Origin of the sequence: Mycobacterium simulans (assembly GCF_900232995.1) — a bacterium.
Taxonomy (GTDB): Bacteria; Actinomycetota; Actinomycetes; order Mycobacteriales; family Mycobacteriaceae; genus Mycobacterium; species Mycobacterium simulans.
Map to the genome: position 1 here is coordinate 167,207 of NZ_OCVX01000003.1, position 15,898 is coordinate 183,104.

Below are 15,898 nucleotides of genomic sequence, written 5' to 3' on the forward strand. Positions count from 1 at the left end.
TGCACACTAATTCGCGGTTGCGGCACAGGGGCGCCGACGAGGTCCTGGCGGCACCTTCGCCACCGTACGGTTGCGTCAGCGCGTCCCACGGACCCTAGGATCAAGCGCCGCCGGAATTGCCATGGCCTACAAGCTGATCGATCCACGCAAGCCCGCCCGATGGGGGCGTTCGGCTCGGAACAGCGGAACCGCGGCAATGGTAGCAAGTAATGCCAGGGTTGCGTATCCGGCAAATGCGCCAGAAAAGCCCACTCCTAGCAGCAAGGCTTGGAAGGCAAGGCTGCCAGCGCCTTTGCCGATAAACAGTGCGCAAGTGTTGAGGCCAATGGCTTGGCCGCGGGGCCCGGGCAGGTCGGTCACTATGCCGGCAAACAGAGGTTGGGTCATGTCGTAACCCACGGAGAGGGCGATGATGGCGGCTTGGGCGAGCACAAGCGGAGGTTCAGCACTCATTAGCCAGGCTGCGCAGGCTGTAATGGCCAGCCCGACCGGGATGATCCTGGCGCGGCCATAGCGATCGGCCAGGTGGCCGATGGTAGGACCAAGCAGCAAACCTGGGATACCGTAGCCGATCAGGACGAGTCCGATACGGCTTTCGCCCAGCCCATAGTGTTGATGCAAGTAGACAGCGAACCAGGTGTAGATCCCGGATCGCAGCGCAGCGTTGAGCAAGACATAGCAGTAGGTTTTTCGACCACGCCCACTGCGTAGGAGGTCGGCGAACCCTGCGATCACCTGGCGAGCCCGCGCTGGCTTTGGTGCGCGCGGAGTGCTCGGGATCAGTCGCAGGCCGAGGCCGACCAGTATCAGTCCCAAGACACCGACCACACCGAACAGCCCCTGCCAACCCAACAAAGGCTGACCGAGTGCACCGGCGGCGGCACCGAAAGCTCCGCCGCCGGCCATGCCGCCGAACATCCACCCGAGGGAGCTACCGCGCCGCTGATAGGGCACCAGGTCGCTAATCAGTGCGAGGCCGATCGGCACCACACCGCTGCTACCAATCGCGGTGGCGACCCGAATTACGATCAATCCCGGCACGTTATCCACCACCGGGGTGGCCGCAGTCAAGATGGTGAAGGCCGCCAAGGAGGTCAGGATGACCCGGCGGCGTCCCCACCGATCTGAAAGTGGCCCCCACAGCAGCACCGTCACTCCATAAGGCATCAGGAATGCCGGCACGACCAAGCCGACGAAGCCCGGCGTGCTGTTGAGGTCTCGTGCCAGCGCGGGCAGGATCGGCGCAACGAGGTAGATCTGCGCGGTAACCACGAACCCGGCAGCGGTCAACAGCGCCAACATTCCCGGCGGCGCAATCGTTTTGGTCTCCGGGGCGGGTTTCACCTTCATGCCGCCAACGTGGGTGCCGCACCCGCGGCATTGATCGGTGATCCGAGACCGTGCAGGATGGCCCACGAAGTCGCGGTCTCCGTCGTGCTTACCGGCACGCCAAGGACTGCCGACGATATCAGGCAACTGATCGGGGTCGAGGCGACCGAGCGCAAGATCGTCAGCACCTCAAGAGGTCTCACCGGATATTGCGGTGCTGCGCCATAGCCCACCGGACACCTTCATGGTGGCGTTCGAGCTAGGTACCGGCAGCGCGATCCGATGGTTCGGCACAACCCCTCCAAATCCGGTCGGGTGGGCATCAGCACGTAAGCCAGCCCACAACTCGGCGGCATCACCGCCCAACGCCGTGTGTCCACCGAACCTGGGTTCGCCTTGATGGGGGAAACTTGCGGCGCTGCTACGGAACTTAACCCTGCTGTTTACGGTCGCCCATGCCATCGGTGCTGGCATGCATCTGCAGCCCGCTGCCAGCAGTACCTAGAAACTAGGTGCTAGCTGTAATGCGGCCGTCCGCCCAAGGCCCGTAGGGTTGCCAACGGTTAATGTCCTGGAAAGCCACTGCGTTTCCGTTCACCTGGCGGCGGACGTTCGGAATGCTCCGAACAACAAGCAGATTCGCCACGGGGCACGGTCTAACGCAAGTTTCGCGGAAATCCATGTCGTGGTTGTTACTTCGGTCGGCGAGTTCGGAGGTCAGCGCACATGTTGATGCACATGTGGATATTGGCGGCGCGACTGTCACTGGCAGCGGTGTTCACCGTCGCCGTGACGGCGAAGCTAGCAGATACGAATGATTTGCGGCATGCGGTAGAGGCGTTCGGCGTGCCAAGAATGGTCGCAGCAATCCTTGCGCCGACCATGATCGCAACGGAGTTCGGTGTTGCAGTGCTCTTGCTGACCGCACCCAGGTATGGCGCCCTGGCAGCGCTGACGGTGCTGACGGGGTTCAGTGCGGCGGTGCTGGCGAACATAGCCCGCGGGCGCCGTCTGGAATGCCATTGTTTCGGTCGACTTTCGAACGGGCCGATCGGATGGCCGACACTTGCCAGGAATGGGTGCTTGGCGGGATTGGCCGCAATTGTGGCGTCGGATGGTCAATTCATCTGGCCCTTAATGGCTTTGATGAGCGTAATGCTCATCTTATGGACCGGGCCTACGTCGTATCGGCGTTGGAAGGCGCGCCCAGGCAACGCCGCGGCCGGTTTAGCGTTGTGGGACCGAGAGGGGGATAAGTGGACCCTCGACAGACTGCTGCAGCGGCGCAAGCCGCTCGTGCTCATCTTCAGCCAACCCGGCTGCGGCGCATGCGAGCAGCTATTACCTGACGTCGTCGCGTGGCAACGCGATGAGCGCATCACCGTCGCCCTCATCAATGGCGGTCACTCCGCGGATCACAGTGTGCCGTTTGAGCTTATCGACGATCAGCGAGCCTCGTTCGCCGCTTACAACATCACGGCCACGCCCAGCGCGGTCCTGATCGACGGTGACGTGAATGTGGTCGCCGCGCAGGCGCGCGGCGCGGCTGCCATCGGGGTGCTCGTCGGCCGGGCGGTGCAGATGTCTGAACAGATATCTGACGTGCCCGGGTTCAACCGTCGAGGGTTGCTGCGCCGCGCGACCGTCGGTATGGCTTCCGTCAGTGCCCTTAGCGCCGCCACGTATGAGTCGGCCGGCAAAAGCAGCGCGGCCCCCGATGTGAACGCGCTTGAGGTTGACGGTGCCTGGCTATGCAATCAAACCTTCGCGCTGTGCACCACCGCACCCTGTGTCCCTTCGGCCACCGATCCCAACATCTCGGTATGCGATTGCGTTGTAGTGAACGGCTACTCGGTGGGATTCAAATCCTGCTCCGAGCGAGCTCAGTCGGGAAGGAAAGTGCGGTCAGCATTCTCGACGGTGAACGTCAACCCCAACTTCGCCGTGCTGAGCTGCCCGTCGGGAGTGCCGTGGGCGAATTGCCTCGATGTGGAGTGCGAAATCGATCCCACTAACCCCGCCGTGGCGAAATGCCAATGCGTGACCGTGACGACCGGCGAGTCATTAACCTTCGGCGGCGCCTGCGAAACAGCGACCTGTACCTCGACGATATGGTCGGCCGCGACCCCGGACCTGCCAGGGTCGGCGCAATATCGAAAAGGGATGAAGCAGCTCAACCAGCCAGTCACTTTCCCGGCGACATGTCCCGCCCCCAAGTAGCGCAATAGCGGGGGTGAGCATCGTCAAAAGTCGGCGGACAGGCAGGTCCGTTCAGCCAAGCCAAAGCCACCGACCCGCGCAGCGAGCTTCGACTCAGCGCTTTGTGAGTTGTTGTGGGCAATAGTATTTCGCCGAAATCACGGCAAACTCGGCCGCGTCGTCCATATCGAAACCAGGATTGCGGGTCTCCACGTCGTGAACTAGTTCGAGGCCCGATTCGCCGTCATTCAGACAACCGCACACCGCTTTTGCTGCGCCGATAGCTTGAGCGGGGCTCGCGTAGGTGATGTCAGCGTCGTGTAGGGCAACCAGAAATTTTGCGTCGTCACCACCTGCACCGTCATCCGGATCGGCGTGCGCCAGCGCAGCGAGGCCGACCATGGCGCAGACACCGATTAGCACGAGTAGTAGTCCCATTGCACCCCTCTCTGCCAACACGGCGCTCAAGCCGGTGCCGGAATGCATTCGCTTCGAGCTGATTTCGGGCGGCAGCGCCGAGCGATTCAGTGCACCGGTTCGAGATGGGTGGCCGCTCGACCAAGCCTGGGCAGCTAGCCGCGCGGCACGCATGGCGGCCCCGGCTACCTGCCGGTTAACTACCGCGCACCCGTCCATAAACGTGGGACTTATCCAGCGAAGGGTGGGCGCGCCATCACGGTAGGGCGGACTCCATATCGAGGGCCAGAACCCGTTGCGCCCGCTCTGGCACCCCCCATGGGCATGCCGCTTAGCAGGTCCCCGGCCCCTGCTTCTTGAGAGAGGTTGACGGTGCTAACCGGTAGCGGTGCGCTCCCGACCGGGAATCCCGGGAGTTGTCCGCCCCAGACCGGGGGCACCGACAGACGCCCTACAGAGGCCGCGTTGCCTAGACCCGCTGACACCTGGCCACCGCCCAACAGCCCACTTAGGCCGGCTAAACCTTTGGTCGCGGGCACGGCGGATGCGGCTACCCCGCCGATCATCCCCACAGACTTAGCTGATTGAACAAAGCTGTTGAGCATACCTACGCTGAAGTACGGCAGCCCCTCCGTGTTGTAGAAGAAGCTCGCATACGGCCCGTACGCGGTCAGCAATCCGGAAAGCGAATTGGGGAAATTGGGCGTCCCGAAACAAATCTCCCACAACCAAGATAGCGGCCCTTTGGCCGGCTGCAGGTTTTTGAATGGGTTGGCGACCGGCGACGACAGGGTGCGCAGCATTGCGGGCACCGTGTTGATCACCTGCGCCAACGTTGAGTGCGCGGTGCCTGTAAAGGTGCTAGTGGCCGCCCTGGCCGCAACCGCCACGTCGGCGGGGCCTGCGATCTCGGGTGGGCTCGAAAACGGTGTCACTGTCGCCGCGCTCGCCGAGGTACCGCCGTAGTTGTACATGACCAAGGCGTCTTTGGCCCACATCTCAGCGTATTCGGCTTCATTAGCCGCGATCGCTGCCGCGTTCTGGCCCAACACATTCGTCGCAACTAGCGACGAAAGCTGGGTCCGGTTGGCCGCGATTAGCGGCGGGGGCACCACCGCCGCCAACGCCGTCTCGAACACGGTCGCGGCCGCCCGGGCCTGCGTAGCTGCCAGGTCAGCCCCGGCAGCGGTCGCGTTCATCCACGCCACGAACGGTACGATCGCCGCGGCCATTGAGGCCGACGCCGGTCCCAGCCACTCCTCGCCGGTCAGCTCGGAGACTATGGTCTCGTAGCTGGCTGCGACCGAATTCAATTCGCAGGCAAGCGCATTCCACGCCGAGGCCGCGGCTAGCATCGACGACGATCCCGGACCCGCATACATGCGCCCGGAGTTGATCTCCGGCGGTAGCGCCCCAAAATCCATCGCCCTGAGCCTTATCCGAACGAGGCTGTCAGGTCGACCAACACCTGGTGCATCGCCGCAGTCTGCGCGCTGAGCTCTAGAGCGTGAGCGGTGAACCGAGCTGCTGCCAGCACCGACACCTCATCGGCTGCCGCAGGCACCACGGCCAACGCCGAGCGGATCTCCTGCCAAGTATGGGCAGGCGCTGTCAGCGCTGTCGGCTGTATGGACTCAGGCGACATATTGCTTCTCTCTTAATAGAGTTGTGTTGCAAACCATTTCGTTGTGTTTGGTCGCTACGGGACAAATATGCCGACCACGCTGGTCTGCATCGTTGACGGGGACTGCTGCGTTGGCGTCACCCGGCCGACGGCGGTCGTGCTAACACGCCGTAACGGAACCCGTACCGATTCGTGGCGCCGGCGGCGGCCCGACTGTCTGCGCCCATAGGCGGTATGCCTCGCACAACCGCCGCTGGACCGCTAGTCTGTGCGCGGACGATGATGTCGATCTCGCCGCCCCCGTGCCACGAGGTTGCTGGGTTAACTACGCAGGGCAATGTGGCCCAACTGGGCGGGACCGATAATGCCCCTACCTTCGTCGACCCTGCCGAACTTGCTGCCGCTGCAGCTCGGACTCCGCTGGGGCCGCTGACGCCTGCAGATGGCGGCGTCGGGTACCAGGCTCCACCGAACTCGGAAGTCGTCAGGCTGCCCGACGTCAACTGCTGCGAAATCTGTATCGCAGATTGCGTCGTTCCAGCCCAGAAGTATGAAAGGCCCAGGGTATGAACGATTGTGAGCCGCTCCGCAGTGGTAATCGAACCCAGCAGCTTCACAATCCACCAATCGTTTGGGTTCAGCGAAGCGGCTAACCCAGACGACGACAGTTGCTTTAGGAGTTGGGGGACTTGGGCGGCGGAGATTAGGTCTGCTGCCCTCGACAATGTGGACTCAGAGGCACCTGCCGGAGTCTTGGCGGCCTGCCCACATAGGCCGACGAGATGGCTGATTACTGGCGGAGCCCTAAATGGTGTCAACGCCGACGCGGTTGCGGAGGAGTCCGCATAGCAGTACATCGCCGCGGCGTCCTGCGCCCACATCTCGGCGTATTCTGCCTCGGTGGTCGCAATGGCCGGCGCGTTCTGCCCGAAAAAGTTGGTCGCGATTAGCCTCATCAAGGAAAGGCGGTTCGATGCGATCACTGACGGCGGCACCGTCATCACGAACGCGGTCTCGTAGGCTGCCGCGGCCGCCCGTGCCTGGTTCCCTGCACGTTCAGCCTGGGCGGCGGTTGCGCTCAGCCACGCGACGTAAGACCACACTGACGTGGCCATCATGACTGCCGTCGGGCCGAGCCACTGCAAGCTAGTCAGCCCGGTTATTGCCGACGCGTAGCCAGCCGCGGCCGAGGCCAGTTCTGCCGCCACTTCATCCCAGGCCCGCGCGGCGGCCTGCATGCACCCTGAGCCAGGACCGGAATACATGCGGCCCGAATTGATCTCGGGCGGTATACCTCCGAAATCCAACGCCATTCCTCCCCCCCGCGACTGCGATTGGTTTGCCAATCTCTCGCAGTGACGCTTCGGACAATCGGAAATGTCCTGTCAGCGGACTCTGGACCGGATCACCGCCGTTGGTGTCTGACCGTTTGACAGAGTTCTGTGAAGCGCCGCTCCCAGCTCGTCCGATGTTTGGCTACCGACGAAATGCTGTTTGGTAATCCATCTTTCGTGCGCTCTCAAACTCCGCCGTTGTCTCAAACGCTAGGCGCCCCGGACCCAAATCCGAATTCCAGGCAGCACGAATCTTTATGTCCCCCAATTAGGGGACATCGTCCCCAAGTTGCGATCCGATCTGGACGAGCCAGGCCGTCGTTGGTCCACTGCCGCTACGCGTAGTAGGTAACGTTGCCGAAGGCGCCCGCATCTTGATGCTGGCTAACGTTCAACAGAGGTTCACAGGCCTCATGTCCCCCGATCGGGGGACAACGCCTACCCGCTGACCGGGATTCAGACACCATCCTTACTGACTAGTCTTCGAACGACGGCAGTCATGAAAGGAAGGTATTCAGCATGTCTCACGACGTTCTCTTCACCGAAGTTGAAGTTCCTTATGGCTTTACAGGTGTGTTTTGTGGCGACGTCATCGACTGAGCGGGCGCGGCGCAGCGCCAGCGGCCGTGCAAGAATCCGTTGTCTGATCGATGTCAGTACCACTCTCTGCATTACCCCTCGCCGGGAGCTAACCGCATGACTAGCCAACATGACTAGCCAATCGGGAAGGACTGACACAGACTGCTGGGACGCGGGTTCCAGCGTGGCTGCGACGGCCACCTTGATCGCGGCCTATCGGGCGACGGCCTCGCAGGGACCTGGCGCCTGCTGAACGATCCGCTTGCATCGCGGTGCTCAGCGCGCCAGCTAGCCGGGTTGCCACCGAAAATCTCTCCGACCCCGCTGCATTGTGCGCTAAGCACGCACAGCAACTGTCGGCGCGCTGGAATCGGATGGGACTCGACCTCAACATGTCTGAGTTGATCTACTCCGGCAAGTCGTAGCACGTCATCGAGTACCTGACCACACACGGGTGGCGGGTAACGGCCCGCACCATCAAAGAACTGTACGCGCACGATGGGTTTGAGTTTCCTGACGACGAGATGGCGGCCGTCTTCGGTGAAGTGAGCCTCGTCACCGCGACGCTTGGCTAACGTTGGCTGGGGGTGTGATGCCATGCCTCACAACCGATGTGCTACCCGATCCGCTGTTGAGTGTGGTCGTCTGCCTCGATCTCGGCTGATCAACGGTCGAGGTGATGCATGAGCCTGGCTATGTCGTATCAGTGCGCCCACGCAGAAGTGGTGTGCTCGGTCTGCTGCTGCCCGATCGTCGTCTCGCAGAGCGCGTTGTCGCGGGCCTCGCCGACCGCCCCGATCGACGGGACGAGCCCCTGGATCATCAGTGGCTCTGCTGGCCTTGGCGGCGGCGCAGCGCGACGGCCACAATTGTGACCGGCTGTCCGGTTTGTGGATCATCGGTTGAATTGCCATTGCCCGAAATCGGCGGCAAGGATGTCATCGACATCCACGCGTGTCCCGCCTACCAGCGGGCCTGGGTGCGCGGCGGAGTCGACCGCAGCCTGATACAGGACCGCCCTGGGCTCGCGCTCGCCATCCGACCACGACTTCGTCTGCCATGCCCATCGGTGCCCAGCTGTGGTTGAGGACCCAATAACGCCGTCTTTGATAGCCCAGGCACATACTCGGGAGCTCCCGTAGATCCCGGTGCGGTTGACTCCCAATGCCGAGTTGATACCACGAAACCATTTGACAGCGACGCCATTCCAAGTGCTGAGGTCGATATCCGCGTCAACACTGAAGAAGATGGGTGCCGTGTCCGGGCCCCCGGCAGCCGTGTGCAGTCGCATCGCTGTCTTAGCGTCTGCCAGACCACCGTCGTACCCGCGGGTGTAGTCCGATGGTGCAGATCCACCAGGCTTGCCGTACTGGTAGTTGCTTACGATCGCAAGACCAAGTGCGCGTAGCGCATTCGCATAGGTGCGGCTGACCAACACCATGAAAACCTCGCCGCCCCAAGGTCTCAACGATAGCAAGACGTCGAGACGGTCATCGCGACGTCATTGGCTTGGGGTCCATCTCAGCCGTTCGCCGCAGCCGCCGAACTAGCTGCCCCACTTCGCGGCTTCGGCCTGGTCGCGGGCCAACATGGCCATGGTGTTCGATTCGTGCGTGGAGGCCATCGACTGATACGAGCGCACGAGGTTCTCCGTGGCCTGGTTCCATTGGGTCTGCCAGCCTTGATAGGTCAGCCCGGTGTCACCTTGCCAAGCGTTCGAGAGCGCGGCTTGTTCGCTGGCGATATCCGCAGCCAAGCTCTGCAATGTGCCGGCATACCCGGACATGTCTCCTGCGTGGGCCATCATCGCCGGGTAGTTGTACATAATCTGTGACATCACAAGTCCTTTCGAGGGTTTGGGTAGTGACTGACTCAGAATCCGGTGTATGTGGACGCGGCGGCGGCATCGGTGGCCACATAGGTGCCCGCTGCATCGCCTAGGTTGGCTTGGGCCATGTCGAGCAATGAATTGATTTTGGCGGCCGCTTCCACAAACCGGGCGTGGGAGGCCTGAAACGCAGCCGCGGACTCACCTTGGTGGAACGCTTGCGCCGACATCGCTGACTGTTCGGCCTGACCAACCGTGTGCCGCATTAGCCCGGCCTTAGCAGCGAACGTCGACTGCGACGCCACCAACTGTGGAATATGTGCATCCAACAAACTCATTGCGATTCCTTTCACTGTTTCGGGTTGTTAGCTATCAGGTCTTCAGCTGACGTATGCGGTTAGCCCACGGCGCCAACTAAGTTCGACTGCCAGGTGGCTGGCAACATCGGCGCCCGTGGATCACCACCAAACTCGCTACCGCCCAATGTCGTTAATCCCGCGGGCGGCCCAAGAGCCTCCTTGCCAGCAGTCCCGGCAAATCCCAACACCCCAGCTCCTTGATCCGAAGCCACCGCCGCGGAAACCAAACTCGCCTCCCGGATCCCAGAATCCAAGCCTGCGTGCGGGATTGATACGGCGCTTGCCGCAATAGGCGCCACGGTCGCCCCGAGACCGGACGAAACGCCCCCTCCGATACCAAGCGGCAACGCGATCGGCAGCGCGATTGCGCTGCCGCCGGTCAGTGAACCCGAAAGCAGGTCGGACACCAACGACATCGCCCCGATTGCGGGGAACGCTGCCACGATTACTGACCAAAACTGTTGTAGTGCGTAATACGCCATGAGCAACGCGAGCATGGTATTTGCCACAAAGGCTTCCTCGAAAAAATCTGTCAGAAAGTGTATCCACTCGAGTACCCAAGCACCAATGGGCCCGGTTGGCAACGAATGCACCAGCATCCACTTCACTAGGACGATTAGCTCCGCGAGTAGCAGCTCCGCGAAACCAAGTCCATAAGTGTAAAAAGCCCATGCCAAGAGTTTTAGCTGAGTTATCAGGTTAGTTATGTAATTAACTACCAAGTTTAAAATTTCCCACATGATTTCCCCAATGGGGTTGACGGCGAGATCTTCTGCGACCCCGGTGACCCCCGCGTCACGGCGCTTGACCAGTACCGGCGCGGGCGTGGTGCGCGGCGCCGACGCCACCGCCGCACTCGAGACCGCGTCATAGCTGGTCATCGTGGTGGCGGCCTGGATCCACATCCGCACATAGTCGGCCTCATTAAGCGCGATCGGTATCGTATTGATACCAAGGAAATTCGTTGCCAACAATGCCGCATGAGTGGCGTGGTTAGCGGCCAACTCCGCCAACGTCGGCATCGCCGCCAATGCGCTCACGTAGGCCGTCGCCGTAGCCTCGTGCTGAGCGGCCGTCACTGCGCAATCGGCACTGGTCATGGTCAACCAATCCACATAAGCCAGGTATGCAGCCACACAGCATTCCGCGCTTGGGCCCTGCCACGCGCCGGTCTGAACCGCACCCAGCATCGCAGCGAGTTCAGCTGCTACAGAAGCGTATTCAGTACTCAGCGACACCCATGCTGCCGCAGACGCCAGCAGTGGCCCGGGCCCCGGACCTGCGCTCAGCGATGCCGAATGCATCTCCGGTGGCATAGCAACCCAAATTGGCGCCGTCATACCAAACTCCACGAAGCCACATACGCCACTGCGGCGGACGCATCACCGGCCACATAACTGGCGCCAGACTCGCTCACCCCGACCCCAGAACGGCCGAGCTCTTCAACTCCTTCAGCGGCCACCGCGGCATGCTCCTCGCCGTGGGCGCTAAACCCAACCGCGGTCGCCAGCGATACCGGATCGGCTGCCGGCGCCACCACCGCCGTAATCAACGGCGCCGCAGCTGCATGCGCGACCGCCAACCGCGCGGTCAGCGCTTCCACCGCCGCACTAGCCGCCGCCAAACCCTCAGGAACCACCCGCAATGTCACTACCCACGCTCCTCCATCCTCATCTCGCCCACCAAGACGAGGAAGCACTCGTCAACTAGGCGAATGTCACCAAACGCATCCGCGTTCGACTATGACTACTGAAGGAGCATGGACACTGGCTACCCGGCCAACATGTATTGATCTGTCCAGCTAACCGGGGTATAAGCACCCGTCTTGATCGCATTGATGGCCGCGGTCACGATTACGACATGGTTCGGGGCCGTAACGTCGAACCCCGTTCCCCGTAGAAAAGGAGTGGGGTTGATGCCGACGTCCCACCGTGGGAGGGTTTGTCTTGATGGTTGTCGCCGGTCCCAACAACCACATCGGCCAAGATGGTGTCGGCCCTATATGTGGCGAATGGCCAGTTGGCGTGGTCACCGTGGGCTCGATGGTGATGACCGCCTGCGCCGGCCGCCGAGCGGAGTGGGCTTCGGCGAGCGCAAGGTTACGGCCTTTTGCCCGCGGCACCAAGGTCTCGGTGAGGTCGAACTCTGTTCTCGCCTCGACGAGCGGATAATTCGTTGGAGTTGCTAGTACCCTCTGAACCCGCACCCGCTCATTCGCCTACCGCGAGTGTCGGTACCACGCGGCGATGTACACGACCATGGCAGTGGCCAGCGCTATCAGCACCCATATCACCACGGCTTGGTCGATCCACGAACCCGCCGGTGGCGAACCGGGGAGGATGGTGCGCAACGGCACGACAGCGAACAACATCGCGGCGTACCAGGTACCGAACGGCGGCAAGAATTCTCTCCGGCCGGTGAGCATCTGAATGGCCACGAACAGAGCCAGCGTCGGCAAGGTAAATAGGACCAGGCAGATTCCGAGGTCAAAGACCAGCGGACCCTTGGCCCTCTTTAGCGTGATACTGACGTTGTCGGGACGATCGGACGTCTGGCTGCTGTCCCCCACCCGAGTGGCGCTGATGTCCCAACCCTCCAACGATCCGGTCACTTCCACCCGGGCCGGCTTGTATTGACGGTGTTCACCGGCCCCCACCAGCACATCGGCCTGGATGGTGTCGGTGGTGTAAGTGTCAAACGGCCAGTTACCGGGGTCGCCGTGCGCCTCGATGGTGGTCGCAACCTGCGCCGGCGACTTGCCCACCGGGTACTGCAGGTCGCCCAGGTCATTCTCCGGATATAAACGCACCGACGTGTCGACGGTCAACACGTCAAGACGCTTGTCGATCATCGAATCGTCGGGCATCACAAGGACTTTCACGTCAAGGCGATTCGAAACGGTGTGCAGCTGCTCGAAGCGCAGCAAAACCACGGTGTCGTCGTTGGTTCCGACATCCGGCTTGGGTAGCGGTCCTGGCGTGCTGGCTAGCCAGTGATAACCGAGCAGCGAAAAGACGTAGACAACGACGACGCCCACGATGATGCAGACATCGAGCACAAGGTGCTTTCTTCGCGACATGTGCTTGTGCTCGGGAGACTCCACCCCCGACCCAGCCTCGGGCGCCGGCGGGGACTCCGCCGCCGCCGCTGAGGTCGTGGGGCCCCCGGGATACGACATGGAGTCAGATCGTAGCAACGGTGCGAGTCTCGCTGGTGAAATCTAGCTCGCCGGGGCAACACGGGGTCGGATGTTAGCGAGCCGGCGGCGGCCGCGCCCGTCTACAGCAAATCGGTCACCCGCGGGCAATCGGGTGGTGACCCGCCGGTCGCTTAGCGTTCCGCGGACGCCGAATTCGCCACGCACCGAAACCCGATGTGGGTGGTCGCGGTGTCCTGCGACTGCGGTGACCGCGCGGCCGGCCGGTAGCGGTGGCAGTACTCCGGCGCGCACAAATGCGAGCCGCCCTTCAAAGCCTGGTTGACGCTCGGATCGGCGGGGCCCGAAGGCGTGCAACAGGATTTCGGCGGCTGATCAAGCCGGTGGTGTGCGGAAAACTCTGTGGCGGTCCACTCCCACACATTTCCGATCATGTCGACCAAGCCGAATCCGTTGGGCGGGAACGTCCCAACCGGCGAAGTCCCCACCCAGCCGAGCGCGCCGTCGTTGCGGTACGGGAACTTGCCCTGCCAGGTATTGGCCATCAGTCGACCGTCGGGGTTGGGTTCGTCGCCCCACGAGTAAGTCGTCGTGGATCCGGCGCGAGCCGCATACTCCCACTCCGCCTCGGTCGGCAGCCGTCGCCCGGCCCACCGCGCGTAAGCCACGGCATCGGGATACGCCACTTGCACAACCGGGTGGTCGGCCTTGTCCGCGAGATCGCTGTCCGGCCCGAACGGGTGGCACCAATTCGCCCCCGCTACCCAGTCCCACCACTGTCGCCAGTCACGCAGGTCGACCGGGCCCGGCGTGGGACGGAAAACCATGCCGCCCGGACGTAGATCGGCCGGATCTATCCCCGGGTAAAGCGCCGGGTCGATCGGCTGTTCGGCGACCGTCACATAGCCTGTCGCACGGACGAATTCCTCGAATTGCGCGTTGGTCACCGGGTGCCGTTCCACCGCGAAGGGATTCACCGTCACAGTGTGGATGGGCGCCTCTTCCGGGTAGAAGCTCGTAGCGCCCATGCGGAATGATCCGCCGGGCAAATCAACCAGTTCTGTGAACACCGAGGTAACGCGCGCTAATCGGATTGTCGATACCACGTGACCATGTACATGGCCATCGCTGCGACCAACGCTATCAATACCCACAGCACGAGCGCTTGGTCGACCCATGCTCCCGGCGGCGGGGCGCCGGGAAGGAAGTTGCGGATGGGTATGACCGCGAAGAGCATGGCAGCGAACCATGTCACGAAGGGTGGCACGAATTTCCGCTTGCCCAAAGCAATCTGGATGGCCACCGCGAACGCCAGCGCGGGCAGGCTGAACAGGACCAGGCAGATCCCTAGGTCGAAGATCAGCGGGCCCTTGGACCTGTGCAAGGTGATGATCACGTTGTCAGGGCGATCCGAATCTTGGCTGGCTTCGCCAACGCGCTGGACGCTCACGTCCCAGCCGTCGATCGACCCGGTCACCTCGACGCGAGCCGGTATGTATTTGCGGTCGTCGCCTTGCCCAACAAGTACATCGGCCGAGATGGTATCGGTGGTGTAACTGTCGAATGGCCAGTTGCCCGGATCTCCATGCGCCTCAAGCGTGGTGGCGACTTGGGCCGGCGATTTTCCTGCGGGGTAGACGAGGTCTCCCAGGTCGTTCTCGGGGTAGAAGCGCACGGAAGTGTCGGTGGTGAGCACCTCGAGGCGCTTGTCGAACATGTTGTCCTCGGGGATCACCAGCACCTTCACCGAGAGGCGATTTGCGACGGTCTTGAGCTCCTCGAGCCGCACCAGCACCACGGTGTCATCGGTTGTACCCAGATCCGGCGGCTTGAGCGAACCCCCTGATCTGGCCAGCCAATGCACACCAAATAGCGATAGCGCATAGACGACGATGAAAGCCACCAGAATGCCGATACCGACCACCAAACGCCGTCCCCGCGACTTGGCTGGCGGCGCCGCGTGGGACGGCGGCGGGGTTTGTTCCGGTGGAGCCACAGCGGTCATCGGTCACCCTCTTCTGAAAGCCAGCTTGTCGACCGGTCAGATGGTAACGAACCAGCGCCACCAGCGCGTCAAAACGTCGTGCAGTGAGTCTCAAGCGCGATGGACACCCGCAGCTGAACTAGGCGTTTTCTAGGTCTTCCGCGTCGGCTTTCGATCTCGTTGTCGAGACCAGGCGACGACAAACAGAAACATCGCGACGACCAGTGCAATCAACACCCAAAGCACAAACGCTTGGTCGATCCACGAGCCGGGCGGCGGTGAACCGGGGAAGATGTTGCGCAGCGGGACGATGGCGAACAACATCGCGGCGTACCAGGTTGCGAACGGCGGCAAGAACGTCGTCCTGCCCAACGCCATCGGGATGGCCACCCACAATGCCAACGCGGGCAAGGCGAGAAGGACCAGGCAGATACCCACATCGAAGATCAGCGAACTCTTCGATCTGTGCAGCGTGATGATCACGTCGTCCTGAACGGTTGGGTCTGGTTCATCCGGGTCGTGAACGCGGGTAACGGTAGCGTCCCAGCCGTCCAACGATCCGGTTACATCGACGCGGGCGGCGACCTTTTCGCGATATTGGCCAGGCCCGGTGAATACGTCGGCCGCGATTACCTCCGTCTTGTACGAGTCGAACGGCCAATTGCCCGGATCGCCGTGCGCCTCGATCGTGGTAGCGACTTGCGCCGGCGCCTTTCCGACCGGGTACTGCAGATCCCCCAGGCCATTTTCTGGATACAGGCGCACGGCAGCGTTGGTAGTCAGCACGCCGAAATCCTTGTCGTACAGCGAATCTTTTGGATACACAAGCACATTCACTTTGAGGCGATTTGCGACGGTCTTCAGGTCGTCCAGGCGCACCTGCACAATGGTGTCGTCGGCCGAGTACTTGCTGAAGTCCACTGGAGGCAGCGGAGGCGCGGACCTGGCAAGTAAATGAACACCAAGCAGCGATAGGGCGTACACAGCGACGACGGCCACAAGAATGCCTAAACCGATTGCGGCGCGCCGTCCGCGCCCCCCGGGTGCCTCCGGCGGCGCCGGGGGTGGCGAAGGCTCGGTAGTCATAG

15 protein-coding genes and 2 pseudogenes are annotated in these 15,898 nt (G+C 62.3%); 1 reads left to right on the top strand and 16 read right to left on the bottom strand.

Features of this window, described 5'->3' with window-relative positions; genetic code table 11:
• Nucleotides 1-126: 126 nt before the first annotated feature.
• Entirely contained in the window at nucleotides 127-1,350 is a 1,224-nt protein-coding gene (locus MSIMFI_RS01435; RefSeq protein WP_224770033.1) for an MFS transporter, read from the bottom strand.
• Nucleotides 1,347-1,562, bottom strand: a complete 216-nt coding sequence (locus MSIMFI_RS01440; RefSeq protein ID WP_191495868.1) for a hypothetical protein — start codon at nucleotides 1,560-1,562, stop codon at nucleotides 1,347-1,349. The genes MSIMFI_RS01435 and MSIMFI_RS01440 overlap by 4 nt, the downstream gene beginning before the upstream one ends.
• 493 nt (nucleotides 1,563-2,055) lie before the next feature.
• Here MSIMFI_RS01440 and MSIMFI_RS01445 point away from each other — a divergent pair, with 493 nt between their 5' ends.
• A complete protein-coding gene (locus tag MSIMFI_RS01445) occupies nucleotides 2,056-3,549 on the top strand; it encodes a MauE/DoxX family redox-associated membrane protein (RefSeq protein WP_191495869.1) in 1,494 nt (497 codons plus the stop codon).
• A 93-nt stretch (nucleotides 3,550-3,642) separates the two neighbouring features.
• Here the strand turns inward: MSIMFI_RS01445 and MSIMFI_RS01450 are convergent, their stop codons facing one another.
• The 14 genes and pseudogenes from MSIMFI_RS01450 to MSIMFI_RS01515 all read right to left on the bottom strand — a co-directional run bounded on the left by MSIMFI_RS01450 (nucleotide 3,643) and on the right by MSIMFI_RS01515 (nucleotide 15,896).
• A complete protein-coding gene (locus MSIMFI_RS01450; RefSeq protein WP_186245582.1) occupies nucleotides 3,643-3,966 on the bottom strand; it encodes a DUF732 domain-containing protein in 324 nt (107 codons plus the stop codon).
• Between the two features lie 209 nt (nucleotides 3,967-4,175).
• Nucleotides 4,176-5,369: a PPE family protein gene (locus tag MSIMFI_RS01455; protein ID WP_191495870.1), complete on the bottom strand. Its 1,194-nt coding sequence runs from the start codon at nucleotides 5,367-5,369 to the stop codon at nucleotides 4,176-4,178.
• Nucleotides 5,370-5,380: 11 nt separating this feature from the next.
• Nucleotides 5,381-5,590 (bottom strand): PE domain-containing protein, encoded by a 210-nt coding sequence (locus MSIMFI_RS01460; RefSeq protein ID WP_186241705.1) that lies wholly within the window; start codon nucleotides 5,588-5,590, stop codon nucleotides 5,381-5,383.
• A 116-nt stretch (nucleotides 5,591-5,706) separates the two neighbouring features.
• Complete coding sequence (locus MSIMFI_RS01465; RefSeq protein WP_186245581.1) at nucleotides 5,707-6,876, bottom strand: PPE family protein; 1,170 nt, start codon at nucleotides 6,874-6,876, stop codon at nucleotides 5,707-5,709.
• Nucleotides 6,877-8,377: 1,501 nt separating this feature from the next.
• Nucleotides 8,378-8,914 (bottom strand): annotated as a pseudogene (locus MSIMFI_RS01470) (DUF1906 domain-containing protein); the annotation flags it as partial.
• A gap of 114 nt (nucleotides 8,915-9,028) precedes the next feature.
• The gene (locus MSIMFI_RS01475; RefSeq protein WP_191495872.1) at nucleotides 9,029-9,319 is read right to left on the bottom strand and encodes a WXG100 family type VII secretion target; all 291 of its coding nucleotides are present in this window, start codon (nucleotides 9,317-9,319) and stop codon (nucleotides 9,029-9,031) included.
• 35 nt (nucleotides 9,320-9,354) lie between these two features.
• Entirely contained in the window at nucleotides 9,355-9,648 is a 294-nt protein-coding gene (gene esxG, locus MSIMFI_RS01480; protein ID WP_186241698.1) for a type VII secretion system protein EsxG, read from the bottom strand.
• 59 nt (nucleotides 9,649-9,707) lie between these two features.
• Nucleotides 9,708-11,009, bottom strand: coding sequence for a PPE family protein (locus MSIMFI_RS01485; protein ID WP_191495873.1), 1,302 nt, complete (start codon nucleotides 11,007-11,009; stop codon nucleotides 9,708-9,710).
• A complete protein-coding gene (locus MSIMFI_RS01490) occupies nucleotides 11,006-11,320 on the bottom strand; it encodes a PE family protein (protein WP_191495874.1) in 315 nt (104 codons plus the stop codon). The genes MSIMFI_RS01485 and MSIMFI_RS01490 overlap by 4 nt, the downstream gene beginning before the upstream one ends.
• 202 nt (nucleotides 11,321-11,522) lie before the next feature.
• Nucleotides 11,523-11,696, bottom strand: a pseudogene (locus MSIMFI_RS29500) (hypothetical protein); the annotation flags it as partial.
• Between the two features lie 191 nt (nucleotides 11,697-11,887).
• Nucleotides 11,888-12,847, bottom strand: coding sequence for a DUF4436 domain-containing protein (locus tag MSIMFI_RS01500; RefSeq protein WP_191495875.1), 960 nt, complete (start codon nucleotides 12,845-12,847; stop codon nucleotides 11,888-11,890).
• A gap of 152 nt (nucleotides 12,848-12,999) precedes the next feature.
• The gene (locus tag MSIMFI_RS01505) at nucleotides 13,000-13,896 is read right to left on the bottom strand and encodes a formylglycine-generating enzyme family protein (protein ID WP_191495876.1); all 897 of its coding nucleotides are present in this window, start codon (nucleotides 13,894-13,896) and stop codon (nucleotides 13,000-13,002) included.
• 14 nt (nucleotides 13,897-13,910) lie between these two features.
• Nucleotides 13,911-14,831 (bottom strand): DUF4436 domain-containing protein, encoded by a 921-nt coding sequence (locus MSIMFI_RS01510; protein WP_191495877.1) that lies wholly within the window; start codon nucleotides 14,829-14,831, stop codon nucleotides 13,911-13,913.
• A gap of 129 nt (nucleotides 14,832-14,960) precedes the next feature.
• Nucleotides 14,961-15,896, bottom strand: a complete 936-nt coding sequence (locus tag MSIMFI_RS01515) for a DUF4436 domain-containing protein (RefSeq protein WP_191495878.1) — start codon at nucleotides 15,894-15,896, stop codon at nucleotides 14,961-14,963.
• Nucleotides 15,897-15,898: the final 2 nt, after the last annotated feature.

Coding starts and splice junctions, on each gene's coding strand:
- MSIMFI_RS01485 (WP_191495873.1), bottom strand. CDS start 11,009: ATGACGGCGCCAATTTGGGTTGCTATGCCACCGGAGATGCATTCGGCA.
- MSIMFI_RS01515 (WP_191495878.1), bottom strand. CDS start 15,896: ATGACTACCGAGCCTTCGCCACCCCCGGCGCCGCCGGAGGCACCCGGG.
- MSIMFI_RS01450 (WP_186245582.1), bottom strand. CDS start 3,966: ATGGGACTACTACTCGTGCTAATCGGTGTCTGCGCCATGGTCGGCCTC.
- MSIMFI_RS01445 (WP_191495869.1), top strand. CDS start 2,056: ATGTTGATGCACATGTGGATATTGGCGGCGCGACTGTCACTGGCAGCG.
- MSIMFI_RS01460 (WP_186241705.1), bottom strand. CDS start 5,590: ATGTCGCCTGAGTCCATACAGCCGACAGCGCTGACAGCGCCTGCCCAT.
- MSIMFI_RS01435 (WP_224770033.1), bottom strand. CDS start 1,350: ATGAAGGTGAAACCCGCCCCGGAGACCAAAACGATTGCGCCGCCGGGA.
- MSIMFI_RS01510 (WP_191495877.1), bottom strand. CDS start 14,831: ATGACCGCTGTGGCTCCACCGGAACAAACCCCGCCGCCGTCCCACGCG.
- esxG (WP_186241698.1), bottom strand. CDS start 9,648: ATGAGTTTGTTGGATGCACATATTCCACAGTTGGTGGCGTCGCAGTCG.
- MSIMFI_RS01500 (WP_191495875.1), bottom strand. CDS start 12,847: ATGTCGTATCCCGGGGGCCCCACGACCTCAGCGGCGGCGGCGGAGTCC.
- MSIMFI_RS01455 (WP_191495870.1), bottom strand. CDS start 5,369: ATGGATTTTGGGGCGCTACCGCCGGAGATCAACTCCGGGCGCATGTAT.
- MSIMFI_RS01475 (WP_191495872.1), bottom strand. CDS start 9,319: ATGTCACAGATTATGTACAACTACCCGGCGATGATGGCCCACGCAGGA.